This is a genomic window from Mycobacterium lepromatosis (assembly GCF_000975265.2).
GTDB lineage: Bacteria > Actinomycetota > Actinomycetes > Mycobacteriales > Mycobacteriaceae > Mycobacterium > Mycobacterium lepromatosis.
Genome location: NZ_CP083405.1, coordinates 622535 through 637371 on the forward strand (window position 1 = coordinate 622535; position 14837 = coordinate 637371).

Consider the following 14837-nt stretch of genomic DNA (forward strand, 5'->3'; position numbering starts at 1 on the left):
TCACCTGTACGTGGGGCTGGTACCGATGACTCGTCACTTTGGGTCGTGGCGGTAGCGGTCAACAGCGGTGGCAACGGTTGACCGGTCAATGCGTGCTGTTCACCGAGATCGGCAGCCTCGGCCACCTGCCGGTTGGCCCAGGCGCCAGTGATGTGCAGTCGCTCGCCAACGCTGGGGGCAGTGTGCCGCTCAGCTCTTCGGAGTCGGACTGCTCTGCGATCTGATTGATCAACCTCACGTTCGACCGGTAGTTAACTGGCGGCGTGCCGTTGAATACAAGCTGCAACAGGGTCAACCGTTCCCGCGTGGTCAATGCGTTGAACGAGAGCCCTGTCAGCCGCGACATCGTACATCGAGCACGACAAAAGCCACTGTCATTGCCTCCCGATCAACAACGCCGCAAACTATATTAGTCAAACTAGTTCAGCCCACCGACAGAAAAACTCGCCTGAAAACTACTGAAACCTTTTTGACGAAAGTGATTAAAGTTTGGTGCTATCTGCGTTGTGTCGCGGCCAATCGGGCGACGAACTTCGTCGATTGGACCGATTTCGTTTGCGGCCCAAATTCTAAGCGCTCGGCAGTTCGTGTTGTTCGTTGTCGAGCGACCTTGGGTTGTGGCCGGTGGTGCACATAGTGGCCTTGGTTCGTCAGCGCAGCCCTGCGCGGCGTGGCTGCGGGCTTTGGGGCCAGTTCAAACGGCCGCACCGACGGTATCGCGTCGGCCACGCTTAGCGTCAAACCGTAGCGCACGGTGGATTTGTGGTCGAAATGCATGCCGCACAAGAAGGCCGCCCGAGCGACCTGGGGTCCCCCATACGGTATACGGTGAGGCGTCCAGCTTACACCTCCGCCGAGATGCAGTTCCCGTTTCTGTAATGGGATGTTGAACAGCGCGGTTGGCCCCGCGATGCGCACGCCGGCGGCCGGTGCCAGGTTCAGGCTGGCGCCGACGGCCCCGCCTTTGACAGCGACGATGGTGGGCAGACTGCAGTTGCCGACCGCCATGAAGCTGTCGTAGAGCCACAGCCGTCCAGGTGCTGTAATCGCCATCAATCCAGTGCCTAGGGCGCTGGGTTTGCACTCACCGACGCTACCCCCATCACCTTGGCCGGGCACTGCCTTGTATCACCGCCGACGAATACTGCTCTTCGTACTATTGCGCACGTTATAGCCCCCGAACACGTTTGCCTGAGCCATGCTCATCTGCCGACGTGTAAGAATGCGGAATCGACTGTCAATGACCATTCTGCGTAGCTAAGCTGGTCTGGGTGTACACAGATAAGTCGTTCCCGACAGGTACCTTAGAGATAGCTGGCTCTCCACGAAAATCGCGGCTTGACTAGAGCATTACGGACTGTTGATACGACAAGTACAGTGTCGAGAACGTCTCGCTATGCGAAGCTAGTGTCAGAACCTAGCCCGGAATGCAAGTCGGCGCGTAGAGCGTAAACAAATCAATGACTTTAGCCCCAATACCATCAGCTGATCGAGCTTAGCTTATAAGTCTTCCCAGATATCTGGCTCTTCGGTTCTCGAAGACGGCGACGGCAACAACGTGCTTAATCGTGTTCGCCGATAGCGTCACGGCGTTAAAGCCCGCAACCGATGTTAGCGAGATGGTGATCAAATCTATCACCATCGCGCCTTGCGAATACCCGCAGAGCACCAGTTTGGTGTCGGGACAGTTCGCAACCATGGATTGAACATGAGCGCTCGTATCACTGGTGCCCGCGAATGAAGACGGAGCCAATCTTAGGTAGCGGGACAGTTGACGGGTTACGCTTCGACGGACCGGCTTCCAACCTGCGAGTGCAGTGAATCGACGAATGCCCGACTGACCGAACCGACTGTTAGGTGGTTCGTTGTTGGCGTGGGCGAACGCCACCTAGACATCCGTACAGCAAGCAACGGATGCAAGGGCGGTGAGGATCGATGCGCTCAGACGGGTCGCTCGAGTTGTCATCAGCGCGGCACCCAGCAAACGAGCGAATTGGTTTGCGTCCACGTCGCAACGTTGACACATCATGCCCGAAGGCGTGCCAGCTAAGTCGTGCGACCGGCTTGAGCCGCCCGTAAGCAGCGCCCCGCGATCCAGCAATGCCACCAACTTTGGTCGCTGACCGGCTGGATTGCGCCCTTACCAACGCCTGGCCGACTAGTTTCTCCCCGGCATGATTCTAGCGTGCAACTTAGGTATTATAAGCAGCCTGCCAGGCTAATTGGGTGAGGCACCAAAAAGGGCGGACTTAAGCTATATATCCATTGGACATCAAGAAAAATCACGACGTGTCGTAGATTCATCGGCCAAGCATCGATTATAGGCGGGTGTTGGCTTCCTGAGTTAGACACGAGGAAAGCTCTGAAATGGCTGGCAGGCTTTCGACACGCCCGTGCCTGCACATAATCGCAGTTTCCGGATTGCTGATCATTGTTATAGGTTTTTCATATACTGTAGCAGGCTGACCCGGATGAGTAGGTCGAGCTCCGACCACGTGCGGTCGGTGGTCAGTACCTTGGGAACGTGTTGCGCACCGTCAAGGCGAGACAGCAGCGATTGCCCAAAGATAACCCACGTCTTCCGGCCAGGAACTGCATTGCCTCGGGCAATTCTACGTCGGTTTCGGTCAACGGCTCGATCATCTCGATCATGACGTTGACGGCGAGGAATTCACGGGGGCGGTTGACATCGAGATCGATGTTAACCATCTTGCCAATGACTTACGCAAGATTCGTTGCGTTCAGGGACACAGGATAATTTTAGTGCGGTTGCGACCAAGTCGGTTCCGGACTCGTCGTGAACGAGAGCCAGCACCGTCGACGCATCCAGGACCGTCACTCGGCCTCAGCTGCCAGACGCCGGTCAGCAAGCAAATTTTCGACAAGCAAGCGATCCTTCGGCTAGGGCCCGTAAGCTTAGCCACGGCATCCTGCGGCCGTTAGAGTATCAACCGTCGCCCAGTCACATGTAGGTGTTAAGTGATCATCGGGAGTAAGGTTCAACGCGGTCCGGATATCTGCCGGGATCACCAGCCGACCTTGCTGACCCAAACACCAATGTGGCATCCATAGCGATGTCATGTCACGTATCGCATCGATGTGCCACAAAGTGTATTATATGGGTTTCCGGGATTTCCAGGGCGATTCATAACACCGGCTTCAGGAATTGGCGACAGAGGCTGACGCTCGATTTAAGCAATGTTTTCGTGTGAATTACAGCGCCTTGCGGATGCAATTCGTTGGTGAGACGAACTTGTCGGCTAGGCCCACGAGGGTGTCTTCCGCGCCGAACAGGGAAGAATCGACTTCGTCGTAGGCGGACTTGTAGGGCTGCGGTATCGGGGTGGATTGTCGGTGCAAGTTGGACATCACTCGAGGCGCTGAGCTTGAGGCCGATGTGGTCGACGATGGACCTTCGGTTGTCGAAGTCGCGGGTGAAGCAGACGCTGCCGACCTCACTGGGGCAGGGAACTGCTGTAGAGCCTTAGGTGCGGTTCACGGTTGTAGCTGTTGCCATCGAAGTCGAACTTGTGTGTACCCTTCTGTTTGCGAGTTCCGTCCACTGGCGACATGGCTTGGTTCCGATCACCATCTATGCATCTAGCGGCTGTGCCCTCCTCGCGCCTCCCAGATCAAGTCATGTCACCTTGCTTAGACAGCGCACGGTCGCAAGCGGATTTCTCACCGATTTGGACGTCCGTCGTCGTTGACGCAGCGCCTTCTCGATCACCAATCGGTGGCGACGATACTGAATTAGTACGCGATTCTGTTTCTAAAAGATCTGGTCGACATCGCTTCCCGACTTGATGTTGCGTGCGCTTGACTACCACGAGCCACGGTGCGTCACCTGATGCCAGACAATCGCCGACCACAGCAAGTCAGTACTAGTCGATGGGTACCAAAAACATCGTTGACTTACATTAACCGTGAGTCTAGGTTTGCTGTCGTCACCCGACAGCAGGTCAGTACGAAGACATGCTCGACATCATGTTGCATAGTGTCGATCCCAACATCGTCGAGTAACTCGACACTGAATAATATCGTTAACCAGGTCCTCGCGCTGCTCGCCAGCGGCAGTGACACATTGGCCAACGCCATCGCTTTCGCCCTGCACTCTCTCCTCACCATCCATCTTGACATCGCCGCTCAAATCCGCCGCGAAATCGACCAAAACCGGTCAGATCGTGGCATCGCCGACTTACGTATTGTGCGGCGATGTCGTTAGGCTGCGATGCCTACGCCGCGTCGTCAACGAAACTCTGCGGCTGTGGCCGGTGGCGCCCTGCTACGTGCACCAGGTCGGCCATGACAACACCCTCGGAAACAGCACATCCCTTTTCCGCAAGGGCCAGTGGGGTGATCGTCCTGTTCACTGCGCCGATGCCTGGGGCCCCGACGCTAACGTAATTCAAACCCGACCGCGTCCTGCCAGAAAATTTGCACCAAGCTGCCCCCCTGATAGCTATCAACCCTTTGGGGCCGGGAGGCCCAGCGCCTGCATCGGTCGCCGATGCACCCTCACGAAATAGTGTTGGAGTTGGCGATGATCGTGCATCAATACGACCCAGAGCCGACCCGGATACTGTCTCTCGATCTCCGAAGCGTTGACACTTAAAAACGCCGGTCTGCAACTTCGGCTACACGTTCACAGTCGGTGATGTCTGTCATGGTGTCGCGATCCAGGTCTGATACGTATCTAGCGCAGGCTGCTGTTATGTCGGTCTAGAGTTTCACGTAGTGAGGCTAAAGGGGCGGCCGATACCAGCACAGTAAACATCGGTCTCAGCGGCCAGTTGGTACAAGTCGAAAGGAACAATGGAACAAAATGTATTTCTAATCCTGATCTAATCCTGACTGCGAGAGATTCTTTTCGCCAAAATGTGTATGTATAACAGTACGTACGGGTTCGACGCCTGACCCGATGTTTGCCATCGCAGAGCGCGGAGAACACCTAATTATGCGGTGGGTGACATGCCTAGGTCGTTCATGATAACGGTTGCGGTGTTACAAGATTCAGTGGTTAGGTCCTTCGGTGATATGGATGGACGAGGCAGTCGCGCCGTATCGGCGATGGCCTGATTCTCTTTGCTGGTAAACCTATCGGACTGCCGGACAGGCTTATCGCCTTGTGGAAGTGTATGGCAATGTATGTCAGGTGGTGGTGGTGCCCCCGAACGTGATGGCCTGAAATTGCGCTCAGTGTTAAGCGCTAAATCACCGGGGACGCTTTCGGAGAGAACGCTTCGTGATCGCGGTAGGTGAGTACCAAGAGCAGCAAGTTCTGGTCTTGGAACGTCAAGGTGATAGAGGCTTATGCAGTTGTGGTTACGGATAGTTTGTCGGAGATGACCCCGTGGCGGGAGCGACCGAAGATCACTAACTGAAGTTGGGCTGATCCGTTGGCGACCATTTCCGAAGCACGCTCCAATTCCCGCGCCGGGTCTCGTTACCGGCAGCCGTGATCATGCTTCCATTGTTTGACGCTGATGTTTCTAGTGTTTCTTCCCGGTCGAGAATCCGCCGGGTTTGGGCGTTGATGCGCCCGCCGGCCGTTTCGCTAGTTGTTGCTAGGTGACGGTGGGCTGACGCGATGATTGGTTTCTTCCAGCATGATCCGGAGAGATCGAGCACTTCGATCTAGTTCTTTGCATGCTGAAGGATCTCGAACGTCCTTTGCTTGCCGCGCCGAAAAATGGTGCTAGCGCGAGGGGGAGTCTGTCCGTAGTTTTCATGTCTACGAGTTCTTTCGGCATCGCGTAGTTGTGGCCAGTGGAAGATGGGGTCGAGCGTTATAAGTAGCGTTGCGTACCGAGATCGGTGTCCAGACCACAACGCGTTTTAAGGGTGGGCCGGGTGCCCGCGTCAGTTTCCATGATGACCAACCGAGTGTGCGGAGCAGGGCAGTTCTGTAAGCGCTTACGGCCATCTCTGCAGTATCTGCCTGCCGCTTCCTGCCAATCCGACACAGCTTGAGCATGGTCAGCTTCAGCTATCGCGTTCACAGCCAAAGATAAGCCGGTTTCGGTCAAAGATCTTGCCCTGGGTTAGCGCGCGGCCGGCTTGCGCGGGGCGGTGACGTCTGGTTTGTAAAGTAGCCATTTCGTCCGAACGGAACGGCTGCATGAACCATAGTTCGTGAGCCAGCGACATTACCTGAAGACTGAAGAATGTCGCGCTCATCCGGATAGATCGACCACGCTGTGCCCACCAACATCAGATCGCTCATGTAGGCCAGTGCACAGATGTACAGCACCGGGTCGTCGGACAGCGGATCGCGATGGCGGAACCACACCTGCTGCTGGGTGACTTTGTCCCGGTGTAGGCTCGGCGAGCTTACGTCGCTCTTTGTGCAGGTCGCATTCCTGAAACTGCTTAATGGCCTCGTCGTCAGACGCCTTCATAGTGCTGACTTCGGGCATTCATCGGAGTCCGGTGCCGAAGAATCTCGTCCTGGTGGACGATGCCCTGTTTAGGAGTTTGAAACGACGTTGACATGTGCCAAGATAGTCTGGCTGTGCTTGCTACTGCGCTGACGTGGCGGGTGCAATAAAGAAACCACCGTCGCGCAATATACTTTACCAGCAAAACATTGGCGCACTGGGGTCCCCCAGCGCCGGGCCAGGTAAGGGGCCGTGCAACAAGTGCGTATTGTACCCGCCTCATCAATCGTACACATCGTCGACACCAGAGATTGCCCTGTGTTTACTCTGGGCCACCAAAGGCATGGTTCCGGCGTTCTGATGCCGATTTGGTTATGTTAACACAGAAAATGTTGACTTCGAGCCGTTCCAGATCAAAAATTTCTTCTATTGCCACGCTATGGCCCTCTGCTCTTCGTGCAAGCGCTCATCGCCGTTCTTACCAGCCCCGCTGGGCCAGTCGATCGCGCTGCGCGATCTGTTCAACATCGATGCCCGCCATCGCTTCGCCCAGCCCGCGTGACACCTTAACTAGCACATCGGGATCATCGTAGAATGTGGTGGCCTTAACGATCGCGGCGGCACGTTGCGCCGGATCACTCGACTTGAAGATTCCTGAGCCCACAAAGATGCCCTCGGCGCCGAGCTGCATCATCATTGCCGCGTCGGCGGGCGTGGCGATTCCGCCTGCAGTGAACAGTGTGACCGGCAGCTTGTTTGCCCGGGCTACTTCGACGACGAGCTCGTAGGGTGCGTGCAATTCCTTTGCTGCAACATACAACTCGTCCTCAGATAATGAGGTCAGCCGGCGGATGTCGCCGGCGATGGCCCGCATATGCGTGGTTGCGTTGGATACGTCACCGGTACCAGCTTCGCCCTTGGACCGGATCATCGCCGCCCCCTCGTTAATGCGCCGTAGTGCCTCACCGAGATTGGTAGCCCCACACACAAACGGTACGGTGAACTTCCACTTGTCGATGTGGTGGTTGTAGTCAGCGGGAGTCAGCACCTCGGACTCGTCGATGTAGTCGACACCTAGGCTCTGTAGGATCTGCGCCTCGACGAAATGCCCGATCCTTGCTTTGGCCATCACCGGAATTGTGACCGTGGCGATGATGCCCTCGATCATGTCGGGGTCGCTCATCCGTGACACCCCGCCCTGAGCGCGGATATCGGAAGGCACCCTCTCCAGCGCCATCACCGCGACGGCACCGGAGCCCTCGGCGATTCTGGCCTGCTCAGGGGTAACGACGTCCATTATGACGCCGCCCTTGAGCATTTCGGCCATACCACGCTTCACTCGCGCCGTTCCGGTCTGGCCGAAAACCGACTGGTCCTGGTTCGACTGTGCGGCGCTATCCACTATTTTTCTCCCTTAACTGATTTGTCTCAACTCACTCTAGTGGTGGGTGATAAACGAGTTTTGCCCTGCTCAACAAATTGACAGCGGCACATAGGCGTTGTAAGCAACCGCCGTGCTTCCCGCGTTGCCGGTCGAGGTATCCGCTAGTTGGTTGGCCACAGGCAGCAGTTCGCCCAGCTGCCGCGGGTACACCTGCTCGCCGGACGCGACTAGCTCCGCGATGTCGTTGGCGTCGCACCAGCGCGATCCGCGTAGACAGCGCTGTTCCGACTCGGTCCACCCTGCGGTAGACGGCTCGAACCGCCGTGTGCGGTACACTAGGTAGAATTCCTCGCTATCGATCACGGAACCGTTAAACTCGAAAATTGCGTCGCGCCGCCAAATAGGTCCGACCATATGTGTCGGAATAACCTGCAGACCGGTTTCTTCTGCCAGCTCTCGCGCTGCGGCCGCTGCCAACCGCTCGCCTGGTAGCACTTTGCCGCCGACGGTGATCCACCACCTGGGTGCGTGGCCATTGGTAATAGTTGGATCCGAGCCGCACAGTAACAACACTGCCCCGGTTTCGTCGAGGAGCACCACCCGCGCCGAGGTCCTCTGGTTCGGCACACCGTGATCACCGTGCGTCAACGCATGAGGCCGCTCGACGATCTCGAAATAGGTTGGCAGCAAAGCGGTGCCACTGAGCCGCAAGGCGCGTACTAGGCGTCGTTCGCCTAGTGCGAGGGTGTCGCGGACCGCATCGTTGTGAAATCGGCGTGCCAGCAACACGCGGGCTTCGGCGTCGGCCAACTCGGCGATTAGGGCCGTTGGTAACGACGCCGGGTCAACCATCGCCAGGGCGGCCGAGAGTTCGTTTTCCGCGTTTTCTCGCGTATGCCGGTGCGCGCACTCGGCGGCGTCGGCCAGCGCCGCCAACCGCTTGCCAGGCAAAGTACCGCTGTACGCGTCGATGGCCACGGCACGCGCCACTACCGCGCGCCGGGCCAACGCGCCGTCCAGAGCCTGCCACGATAGGTCGTAACGGACGTGCAACCGGTTCAGCCGATTGGCCGTTTGATATCCCCAGCCACACGCCAACGTGGCCAGCACCACTACTACCCCCAGGAGGGCCAGCATCAGCCAAGTCATTAGCTGGCCACCTGAACCTTGGCACCTGGCGTGGCGACCGTCTCGTACACCCGCATGATTTGGCTGGCCACCACCGACCAATCATACCGACGGACCGCTTCGGCGCCGGCGGCCACGTAACGCTCCCGCAGGACGTCGTTGCGCAGCAACGCGACAAGCGCATCGGTCAGCGCGGCGCTATCGCCCGCCGGCACCAAGTGCCCGACTTCGCCGTCGCGCAGTACGCGTCGAAACGCGTCCAGATCACTCGCCACCACCGGAGTGCCGGCGGCCATCGCCTCCACCAGGACAATGCCGAAACTCTCGCCGCCGATGTTGGGCGCGCAATAGACGTCGGCGCTGCGCATCGCCGCGGCTTTTCCGGCGTCATCCACCTGGCCAAGAAAACGGATGTGCTTCACCAATCCGCCTGCCTGGCTGCGCAATTGCTCTTCGTCGCCACGGCCGACGATCATTAACTGTACGTCGCCGAAGCGCTCCATCACCCCCGGTAGGGCATCAAGCAAGACCGACATGCCTTTGCGTGGCTCGTCGTAGCGGCCGAGGAACAGCACCGTCTTGCCGAGCCGTGGGTACCCGGCTAGTTGGGGCGCCGAAGCCAAAGAATCAACGTCCACCCCGTTGGGGATCTCCACCGCATCGGACCCCAGAGCCTCCATTTGCCAGCGCCTTGCCAAGTCGGACACTGCGATCCGGCCGATGATCTTCTCGTGCCATGGTCGCAACACGCCTTGGAATACCGACAGTGTCAGCGACTTGGTGGTGGAGGTATGAAATGTCGCGACGATTGGCCCCTCGGCCACCCGCAGCGCCCACATCGACAGGCTGGGTGCGTTCGGTTCGTGCAGGTGAAGCACGTCAAAATCGCCGTCCACCAACCAACGCCTGACTCTGCTGTGTACCGCCGGACTGAACTGCAGCCGCGCCACGGAACCGTTGTAGGGAATCGGGATAGCCCTGCCAGCGGAAACAACATATTCGGGCAGCGAGATATCCGGCGAAGCCGGCGCCAGCACACGGACCTGCTGCCCCCGCGCGCGCATCACCTCGGCCAGCTGCAAGACGTGCGATTGTACCCCGCCCGGTACATCGAACGAGTATGGACAGACCATCCCGATCCGCATCAGGCTTCCCTCAATTTGGTCTCAGCTGCGCTCTCCTGGCATCGGACAAGTCAGCCAACCATTGTGGCTGAAGCATGTGCCAGTCGGCGGGATGGGCGGCGATGTCCTGGGCGAACTGGTCAGCCAGTGCCTGAGTGACGGCACCGACGTCACCGCTGGTGCAATCCAGCGCTGGGTGTACCGAAAAGCCCCAGCCGCTGCCCTGGAACCAGCAGTGCACCGGCAGCAGTGCGGCCCCGGTCTTGATTGCGAGCTTCGCAGGGCCTGCGGGCATGCGCGTGGGTTCGCCGAAAAAATCGACTTCAATGCCGGTGCGGGCGAGGTCACGCTCGGCCATCAGACATACCGCGCGGTTGGCTCGCAACCGCTCGCACAGCAATTCAAAGAGGGCTTGGACGCCAGTATCTTTTCCCGCAGACAGCGGCAGTACTTCGAAACCGAGGCTCTCGCGGTAGTTGATGAAACGCCGATATAGCGACTCGGGTTTGAGTCGCTCCGCAACGGTGGCGAAGGTACCGTGGCACTCCGCCAGCCACACGCCGGCCATATCCCAATTGCCGCTATGCGGCAATGCCAGCACAACACCGCGCCCAGCGTCCAAGGCCTCTCCGACACGGTGCAAGCCGATGCCATAAGCCTCGACCTGCTTTGCCACCGTGTGGGGATTCATCGTCGGCAGACGAAATGCTTCCCGCCAGTAGCGGGCATAGGACGCCAGCGAGGTGCGCATCAGTGCGTCTGGCACATCGACAGGTTGCACACCGATGATGCGGGCCAGGTTCTTGCGCAATTGATCTGGTCCGCCGTTGCGGGCCGCGTAGCGTGCTCCGGTGTTGAATGCGAAACGCGCAGCAAATTCCGGCATCGCGCGCACAGCCCTCCAGCCAGCCGCATACGCCCAGTCGGTGGCCTGTCCGGTCATTAGCCGACGCGGGGTCCTGATCATTTTCAGCCCCTCTGTGCTGGCTGTCACGGCTCGCCTGTTCCCAGGTTTCCGAGACCGGGTTGGGCCCGATGCGTCGCCTTAGTCCTGTCGCTAGGGTAGCCCGGCCCGGCAATGCGATCGGCTGCCCCTGGCGAGGTGCGCACTGTATGCAACCGTTGCACACAGGTGATGAGGCTGGCGCCCACCAACAGCCACATCGCTACCGACAACGCCCACGGCAACGAATACACCGGAAAGTCCGATAAGCCCGCGCCGACCAGTACGATGATCAAACGTTCCGGCCGTTCGATGAGGCCATCATCGCCGCGTAGCCCGCTGGCTTCGGCCCGGGCCTTGATGTAAGAAATCACCTGCGAGGTGACCAAGCAGATCAAGGTCGCCATCACCAGATGTTTGCTGTGCAGGCCGAACGCCATCCACCACAGCAGCCCACAGAACACCGCGCCGTCGCTGATACGGTCACACGTCGCATCGAGAACCGCGCCGTACCGGGTGCCGCCGCCACGTTCCCTGGCCATCGCCCCGTCGAGCATGTCGAAAAGTACGAAGAACCAGACTACCAGCGTGCCGGCGAAGAGTTGGCCGATCGGGAAAAGTACCAGCGCCCCTGCCGCGGTCACGATGGTGCCCAAGATGGTGATGACATCCGGCGTCAAGCCGACCCGCAGCAACGCTCTTGCGGTCGGAGTCGTGAGCCGCGTGAACGCCTCCCTGGACAGGAACGGCACCTTGCTCATATACTTGGCTTTGTATCGTCGCCACTGCGGCTCATGGGCTGCTTCGTCCACTCTGTTGCAAGCAGTTGCCGAGTATCCCGGAGCAACTGCGGGATTACTTTGGAGCCGCCGATGATGGTGATGAAGTTTGCGTCGCCACCCCACCTCGGCACGACATGCACATGCAGGTGCTTGGCTAGCGACCCTCCCGCTGATGCCCCCAAGTTCAGGCCCACGTTAAAGCCATGTGGCCGAGACACGTTCTTGATGACGCGAATAGCCTTCTGAGTGAATGCCATCAACTCCGCACTCTCCGCGTCGGTTAGGTCTTCAAGCTCGGAAACCTGCCGGTAGGGCACCACCATCAGGTGCCCGGGGTTGTACGGGTAGAGGTTGAGCACGGCGTAGACGAGGTCACCGCGGGCCACCACCAAGCCGTCTTCATCGGACAGTTGTGGAATGTCGGTGAACGGCTGCGCCGGGGTGGAGTTGTCGTGATTGACTGGCGCTTCAGCCAGATAGGTCATTCGGTATGGTGTCCACAGCCGCTGCAAGTGGTCGCGTTCGCCGACGCCCCTGTCCAAGATAGTGCCGTCTGCGTGATCGGCACATGCGTCAGGTCTTTCCTGCTCACTCACAGCCGGTTACTTTCACCAATTCTGCTGTGGGAAAATTATTTTCGCGTTCGGCGATCCAACACACGATGGCTTCGACGGCGTTGTCGCGGGCGACACCGTTGATCTGTGTGCGGTCACCAAAGCGGAAGCTCACCGACCCGGTTTGCACGTCGCGGCCGCCGGCCAGTAGCATAAAAGGCACCTTCTGGGTCGTGTGACGGACGATTTTCTTGGCCATCCGATCGTCGCTGACATCCACCTCCACCCGCACTCCACGCGATTTCAATTGCGCGGCGACCTCTTCCAAGTAGGAGATGTGCTCACCGGTGACCGGTATACCAACCACCTGAACGGGCGCTAGCCAGGCAGGGAACGCTCCTGCGTAGTGCTCGGTGAGGATGCCGAAGAATCGCTCGATTGATCCGAATAACGCCCGGTGGATCATGACTGGGCGCTGCCGGGTCCCGTCCGCGGCGGTGTACTCCAATTCGAACCGCTCGGGAAAGTTGAAGTCTACCTGGATGGTGGACATCTGCCAGCTGCGACCCAGTGCATCGCGCACCTGCACTGAGATCTTGGGGCCGTAGAACGCGGCGCCACCTGGATCGGGAATCAACGCAAGAGCCGAATCCCGGGCGACCTCAGCCAGCGTGGCCGTAGCTTCTTCCCAAATCTCTTCGGAGCCAACGAATTTCTCTGGGTCTTTAGTAGAAAGCTCAAGGTAAAAATCTTCTAGCCCGTAGTCGCCAAGCAGATCCAGTACGAACCGGAGCAGCGACGCCAGCTCGCAGTGCAACTGCTCGCGGGTGCAGAAGATGTGAGAGTCGTCCATGGTGAACCCGCGGGCACGGGTAAGCCCATGCACTACACCGGATTTCTCGTAGCGGTAGATCGTGCCGAACTCGAAGAGCCGTAGTGGCAGCTCCCGATACGAACGTCCGCGCGAGGCGAAAATCAGGGTGTGCATTGGGCAGTTCATTGGCTTGAGATAGTAATTTTGCCCCGGCTTACGCACCGTGCCGTCATCGTTGTGTTCGGCGTCGAGGTGCATCGGGGGGAACATACCCTCGGCGTACCAGTCCAGGTGGCCCGAAGTGTGGAACAGCTGCGCCTTGGTAATATGCGGGGTGTTCACGAATTCATATCCGGCTTCGATATGCTTGCGCCGGGAGTACTCCTCCATTTCCCGACGGACTATACCCCCTTTGGGGTGGAAAATCGCTAAGCCGGAACCGATTTCGTCGGGGAAACTGAACAGATCTAGCTCAATGCCCAGCTTGCGATGGTCGCGGCGCTGGGCCTCGGCAATCATCTCAAGGTGGCGATCGAGGGCCTCCTGGGATTCCCATGCGGTGCCGTAGATGCGCTGCAGGTTGGCGTTCTTCTGATCGCCTCGCCAGTACGCAGCGGCACTTCTGGTCAATTTGAACGCAGGAATGTGCTTAGTAGTCGGGATATGCGGTCCGCGGCACAGGTCACCCCAAATGCGTTCCCGGTTGCGGGCGTTGAGGTTGTCATAGGCGGTGAGCTCGTCGCCGCCGACCTCCATGATCTCGGCATCGCCGGATTCGTCGTCGATAAGTTGCAGCTTGTATGGCTCGCCGGCCCACTCGGTACGAGCTTGCTCCTTGGATTCGTAGATCCGTCGCGAGAACAGCTGTCCGTCCTTGACAATCTGCCGCATCCGTTTTTCTAGCGCCTCCAAATCTTCAGGGGTGAACGGTTCGGCCACGTCGAAGTCGTAGTAGAAGCCATCGGTAATAGGCGGACCGATCCCCAGTTTGGCTTGTGGGAACAGATCTTGGACGGCTTGGGCCAAAACATGTGCCGTCGAATGCCGGATCACGCTGCGGCCGTCGTCGGTGTTGACGGGTACTGGAGTAACCTCGACGTCGACGTCTGGAACCCAGCTTAGGTCGCGTAATTTCCCGTCGGCGTCACGCACCACCACAATCGTGTCGGGAGTGCCACGTGTCGGCAACCCGGCCTCGCTGACCGCGGCCGCCGCGGTACTACCGGCAGGAACCCGGATTGGGACTTGCGGCGACCGCAAGCCCGGGGTAGCCGGGCGCAGCGGGTCGCCGCCGTCGGCTCCAGGGACAGGGTGTACGGGGGCGCTCATCGGGTTGGTCTCCAAGACGTATTTGTAGCGGGGTTGTAATTGGGGAGTTAACTGATAACGGTTGCCATGCTATCGGGGCGGGCTTTGAGGAAACCAAGCCCATTAAGGGTCGAGTGCGTCTTGGTCAGTCCGCATCATGGCTGGGTTTAAACCGCACAAACAACGTGTCAGCTTTGTTCAACAGCGTGTCGCCGTAGATCAACCGTTCCGAAACGAAGCTCTTGCGCCCGTACACCCGGTTGACGCCGACATCGAGCTGCAGCTCCTTGCCAATCGACGCGATGTGCCGATAATTGATTTTGAGGTAGGGCAGTGCGCTGGTAGGGAGCTTCGGTTAGCCCCGTGGGCATCAACCGCAGCACAGCATCGAACAGCATTCCGGGAGCTCCGCCGTGCGCA

Annotated in this window: 15 protein-coding genes and 1 pseudogene; 1 reads left to right on the forward strand and 15 read right to left on the reverse strand. The window is 58.8% G+C overall.

The genetic code is table 11. From position 1 onward, the window contains the following. Window positions 1–85: 85 nt before the first annotated feature. From MLPF_RS02880 to MLPF_RS02895, 5 genes are all read right to left on the reverse strand, one after another. Window positions 86–313, reverse strand: a complete 228-nt coding sequence (locus MLPF_RS02880; RefSeq protein WP_237817239.1) for a hypothetical protein — start codon at window positions 311–313, stop codon at window positions 86–88. Between the two features lie 182 nt (window positions 314–495). After that, window positions 496–1053, reverse strand: a complete 558-nt coding sequence (locus tag MLPF_RS02885; RefSeq protein ID WP_156146950.1) for a Clp protease/crotonase-like domain-containing protein — start codon at window positions 1051–1053, stop codon at window positions 496–498. A gap of 442 nt (window positions 1054–1495) precedes the next feature. After that, complete coding sequence (locus MLPF_RS16935; protein ID WP_420329572.1) at window positions 1496–1699, reverse strand: cutinase family protein; 204 nt, start codon at window positions 1697–1699, stop codon at window positions 1496–1498. An 809-nt stretch (window positions 1700–2508) separates the two neighbouring features. Then, the gene (locus MLPF_RS02890) at window positions 2509–2709 is read right to left on the reverse strand and encodes a PIN domain-containing protein (RefSeq protein WP_045842474.1); all 201 of its coding nucleotides are present in this window, start codon (window positions 2707–2709) and stop codon (window positions 2509–2511) included. Between the two features lie 504 nt (window positions 2710–3213). Continuing rightward, entirely contained in the window at window positions 3214–3369 is a 156-nt protein-coding gene (locus MLPF_RS02895; protein ID WP_156146951.1) for a hypothetical protein, read from the reverse strand. Window positions 3370–3997: 628 nt separating this feature from the next. Between MLPF_RS02895 and MLPF_RS02900 the strand changes: the two genes are divergently transcribed. Then, window positions 3998–4225 carry a cytochrome P450 gene (locus tag MLPF_RS02900; protein WP_237756023.1) on the forward strand — a complete coding sequence of 76 codons (228 nt, stop codon included), beginning with the start codon at window positions 3998–4000 and terminating at the stop codon, window positions 4223–4225. A 10-nt stretch (window positions 4226–4235) separates the two neighbouring features. Here the strand turns inward: MLPF_RS02900 and MLPF_RS02905 are convergent, their stop codons facing one another. From MLPF_RS02905 to thrS, 10 genes and pseudogenes are all read right to left on the reverse strand, one after another. After that, on the reverse strand, window positions 4236–4373 hold the full coding sequence (locus MLPF_RS02905) for a hypothetical protein (protein ID WP_237756022.1): 138 nt from the start codon (window positions 4371–4373) through the stop codon (window positions 4236–4238). A 1612-nt stretch (window positions 4374–5985) separates the two neighbouring features. Then, on the reverse strand, window positions 5986–6180 hold the full coding sequence (locus MLPF_RS15510; RefSeq protein ID WP_337588809.1) for a hypothetical protein: 195 nt from the start codon (window positions 6178–6180) through the stop codon (window positions 5986–5988). Window positions 6181–6241: 61 nt separating this feature from the next. Beyond that, window positions 6242–6292: pseudogene (locus tag MLPF_RS16080) on the reverse strand (hypothetical protein); the annotation flags it as partial. A gap of 566 nt (window positions 6293–6858) precedes the next feature. Next, the gene (pdxS, locus tag MLPF_RS02920) at window positions 6859–7782 is read right to left on the reverse strand and encodes a pyridoxal 5'-phosphate synthase lyase subunit PdxS (protein ID WP_045842475.1); all 924 of its coding nucleotides are present in this window, start codon (window positions 7780–7782) and stop codon (window positions 6859–6861) included. A 69-nt stretch (window positions 7783–7851) separates the two neighbouring features. Then, window positions 7852–8913 carry an NUDIX hydrolase gene (locus MLPF_RS02925; RefSeq protein WP_045842476.1) on the reverse strand — a complete coding sequence of 354 codons (1062 nt, stop codon included), beginning with the start codon at window positions 8911–8913 and terminating at the stop codon, window positions 7852–7854. Continuing rightward, window positions 8913–10037, reverse strand: coding sequence for a glycosyltransferase family 4 protein (locus MLPF_RS02930; protein ID WP_045842477.1), 1125 nt, complete (start codon window positions 10035–10037; stop codon window positions 8913–8915). The genes MLPF_RS02925 and MLPF_RS02930 overlap by 1 nt, the downstream gene beginning before the upstream one ends. Before the next feature lie 10 nt (window positions 10038–10047). Further along, window positions 10048–10983: a phosphatidylinositol mannoside acyltransferase gene (locus tag MLPF_RS02935; protein WP_420329573.1), complete on the reverse strand. Its 936-nt coding sequence runs from the start codon at window positions 10981–10983 to the stop codon at window positions 10048–10050. A gap of 23 nt (window positions 10984–11006) precedes the next feature. Then, entirely contained in the window at window positions 11007–11720 is a 714-nt protein-coding gene (gene pgsA, locus MLPF_RS02940) for a phosphatidylinositol phosphate synthase (protein WP_045842479.1), read from the reverse strand. Next, window positions 11717–12337 (reverse strand): ATP adenylyltransferase, encoded by a 621-nt coding sequence (locus MLPF_RS02945; protein WP_045842480.1) that lies wholly within the window; start codon window positions 12335–12337, stop codon window positions 11717–11719. Before MLPF_RS02945 ends, pgsA begins: the two co-directional genes overlap by 4 nt. After that, window positions 12330–14438, reverse strand: coding sequence for a threonine--tRNA ligase (thrS, locus tag MLPF_RS02950; RefSeq protein ID WP_045842492.1), 2109 nt, complete (start codon window positions 14436–14438; stop codon window positions 12330–12332). The genes MLPF_RS02945 and thrS overlap by 8 nt, the downstream gene beginning before the upstream one ends. Between the last annotated feature and the right edge of the window lie 399 nt (window positions 14439–14837).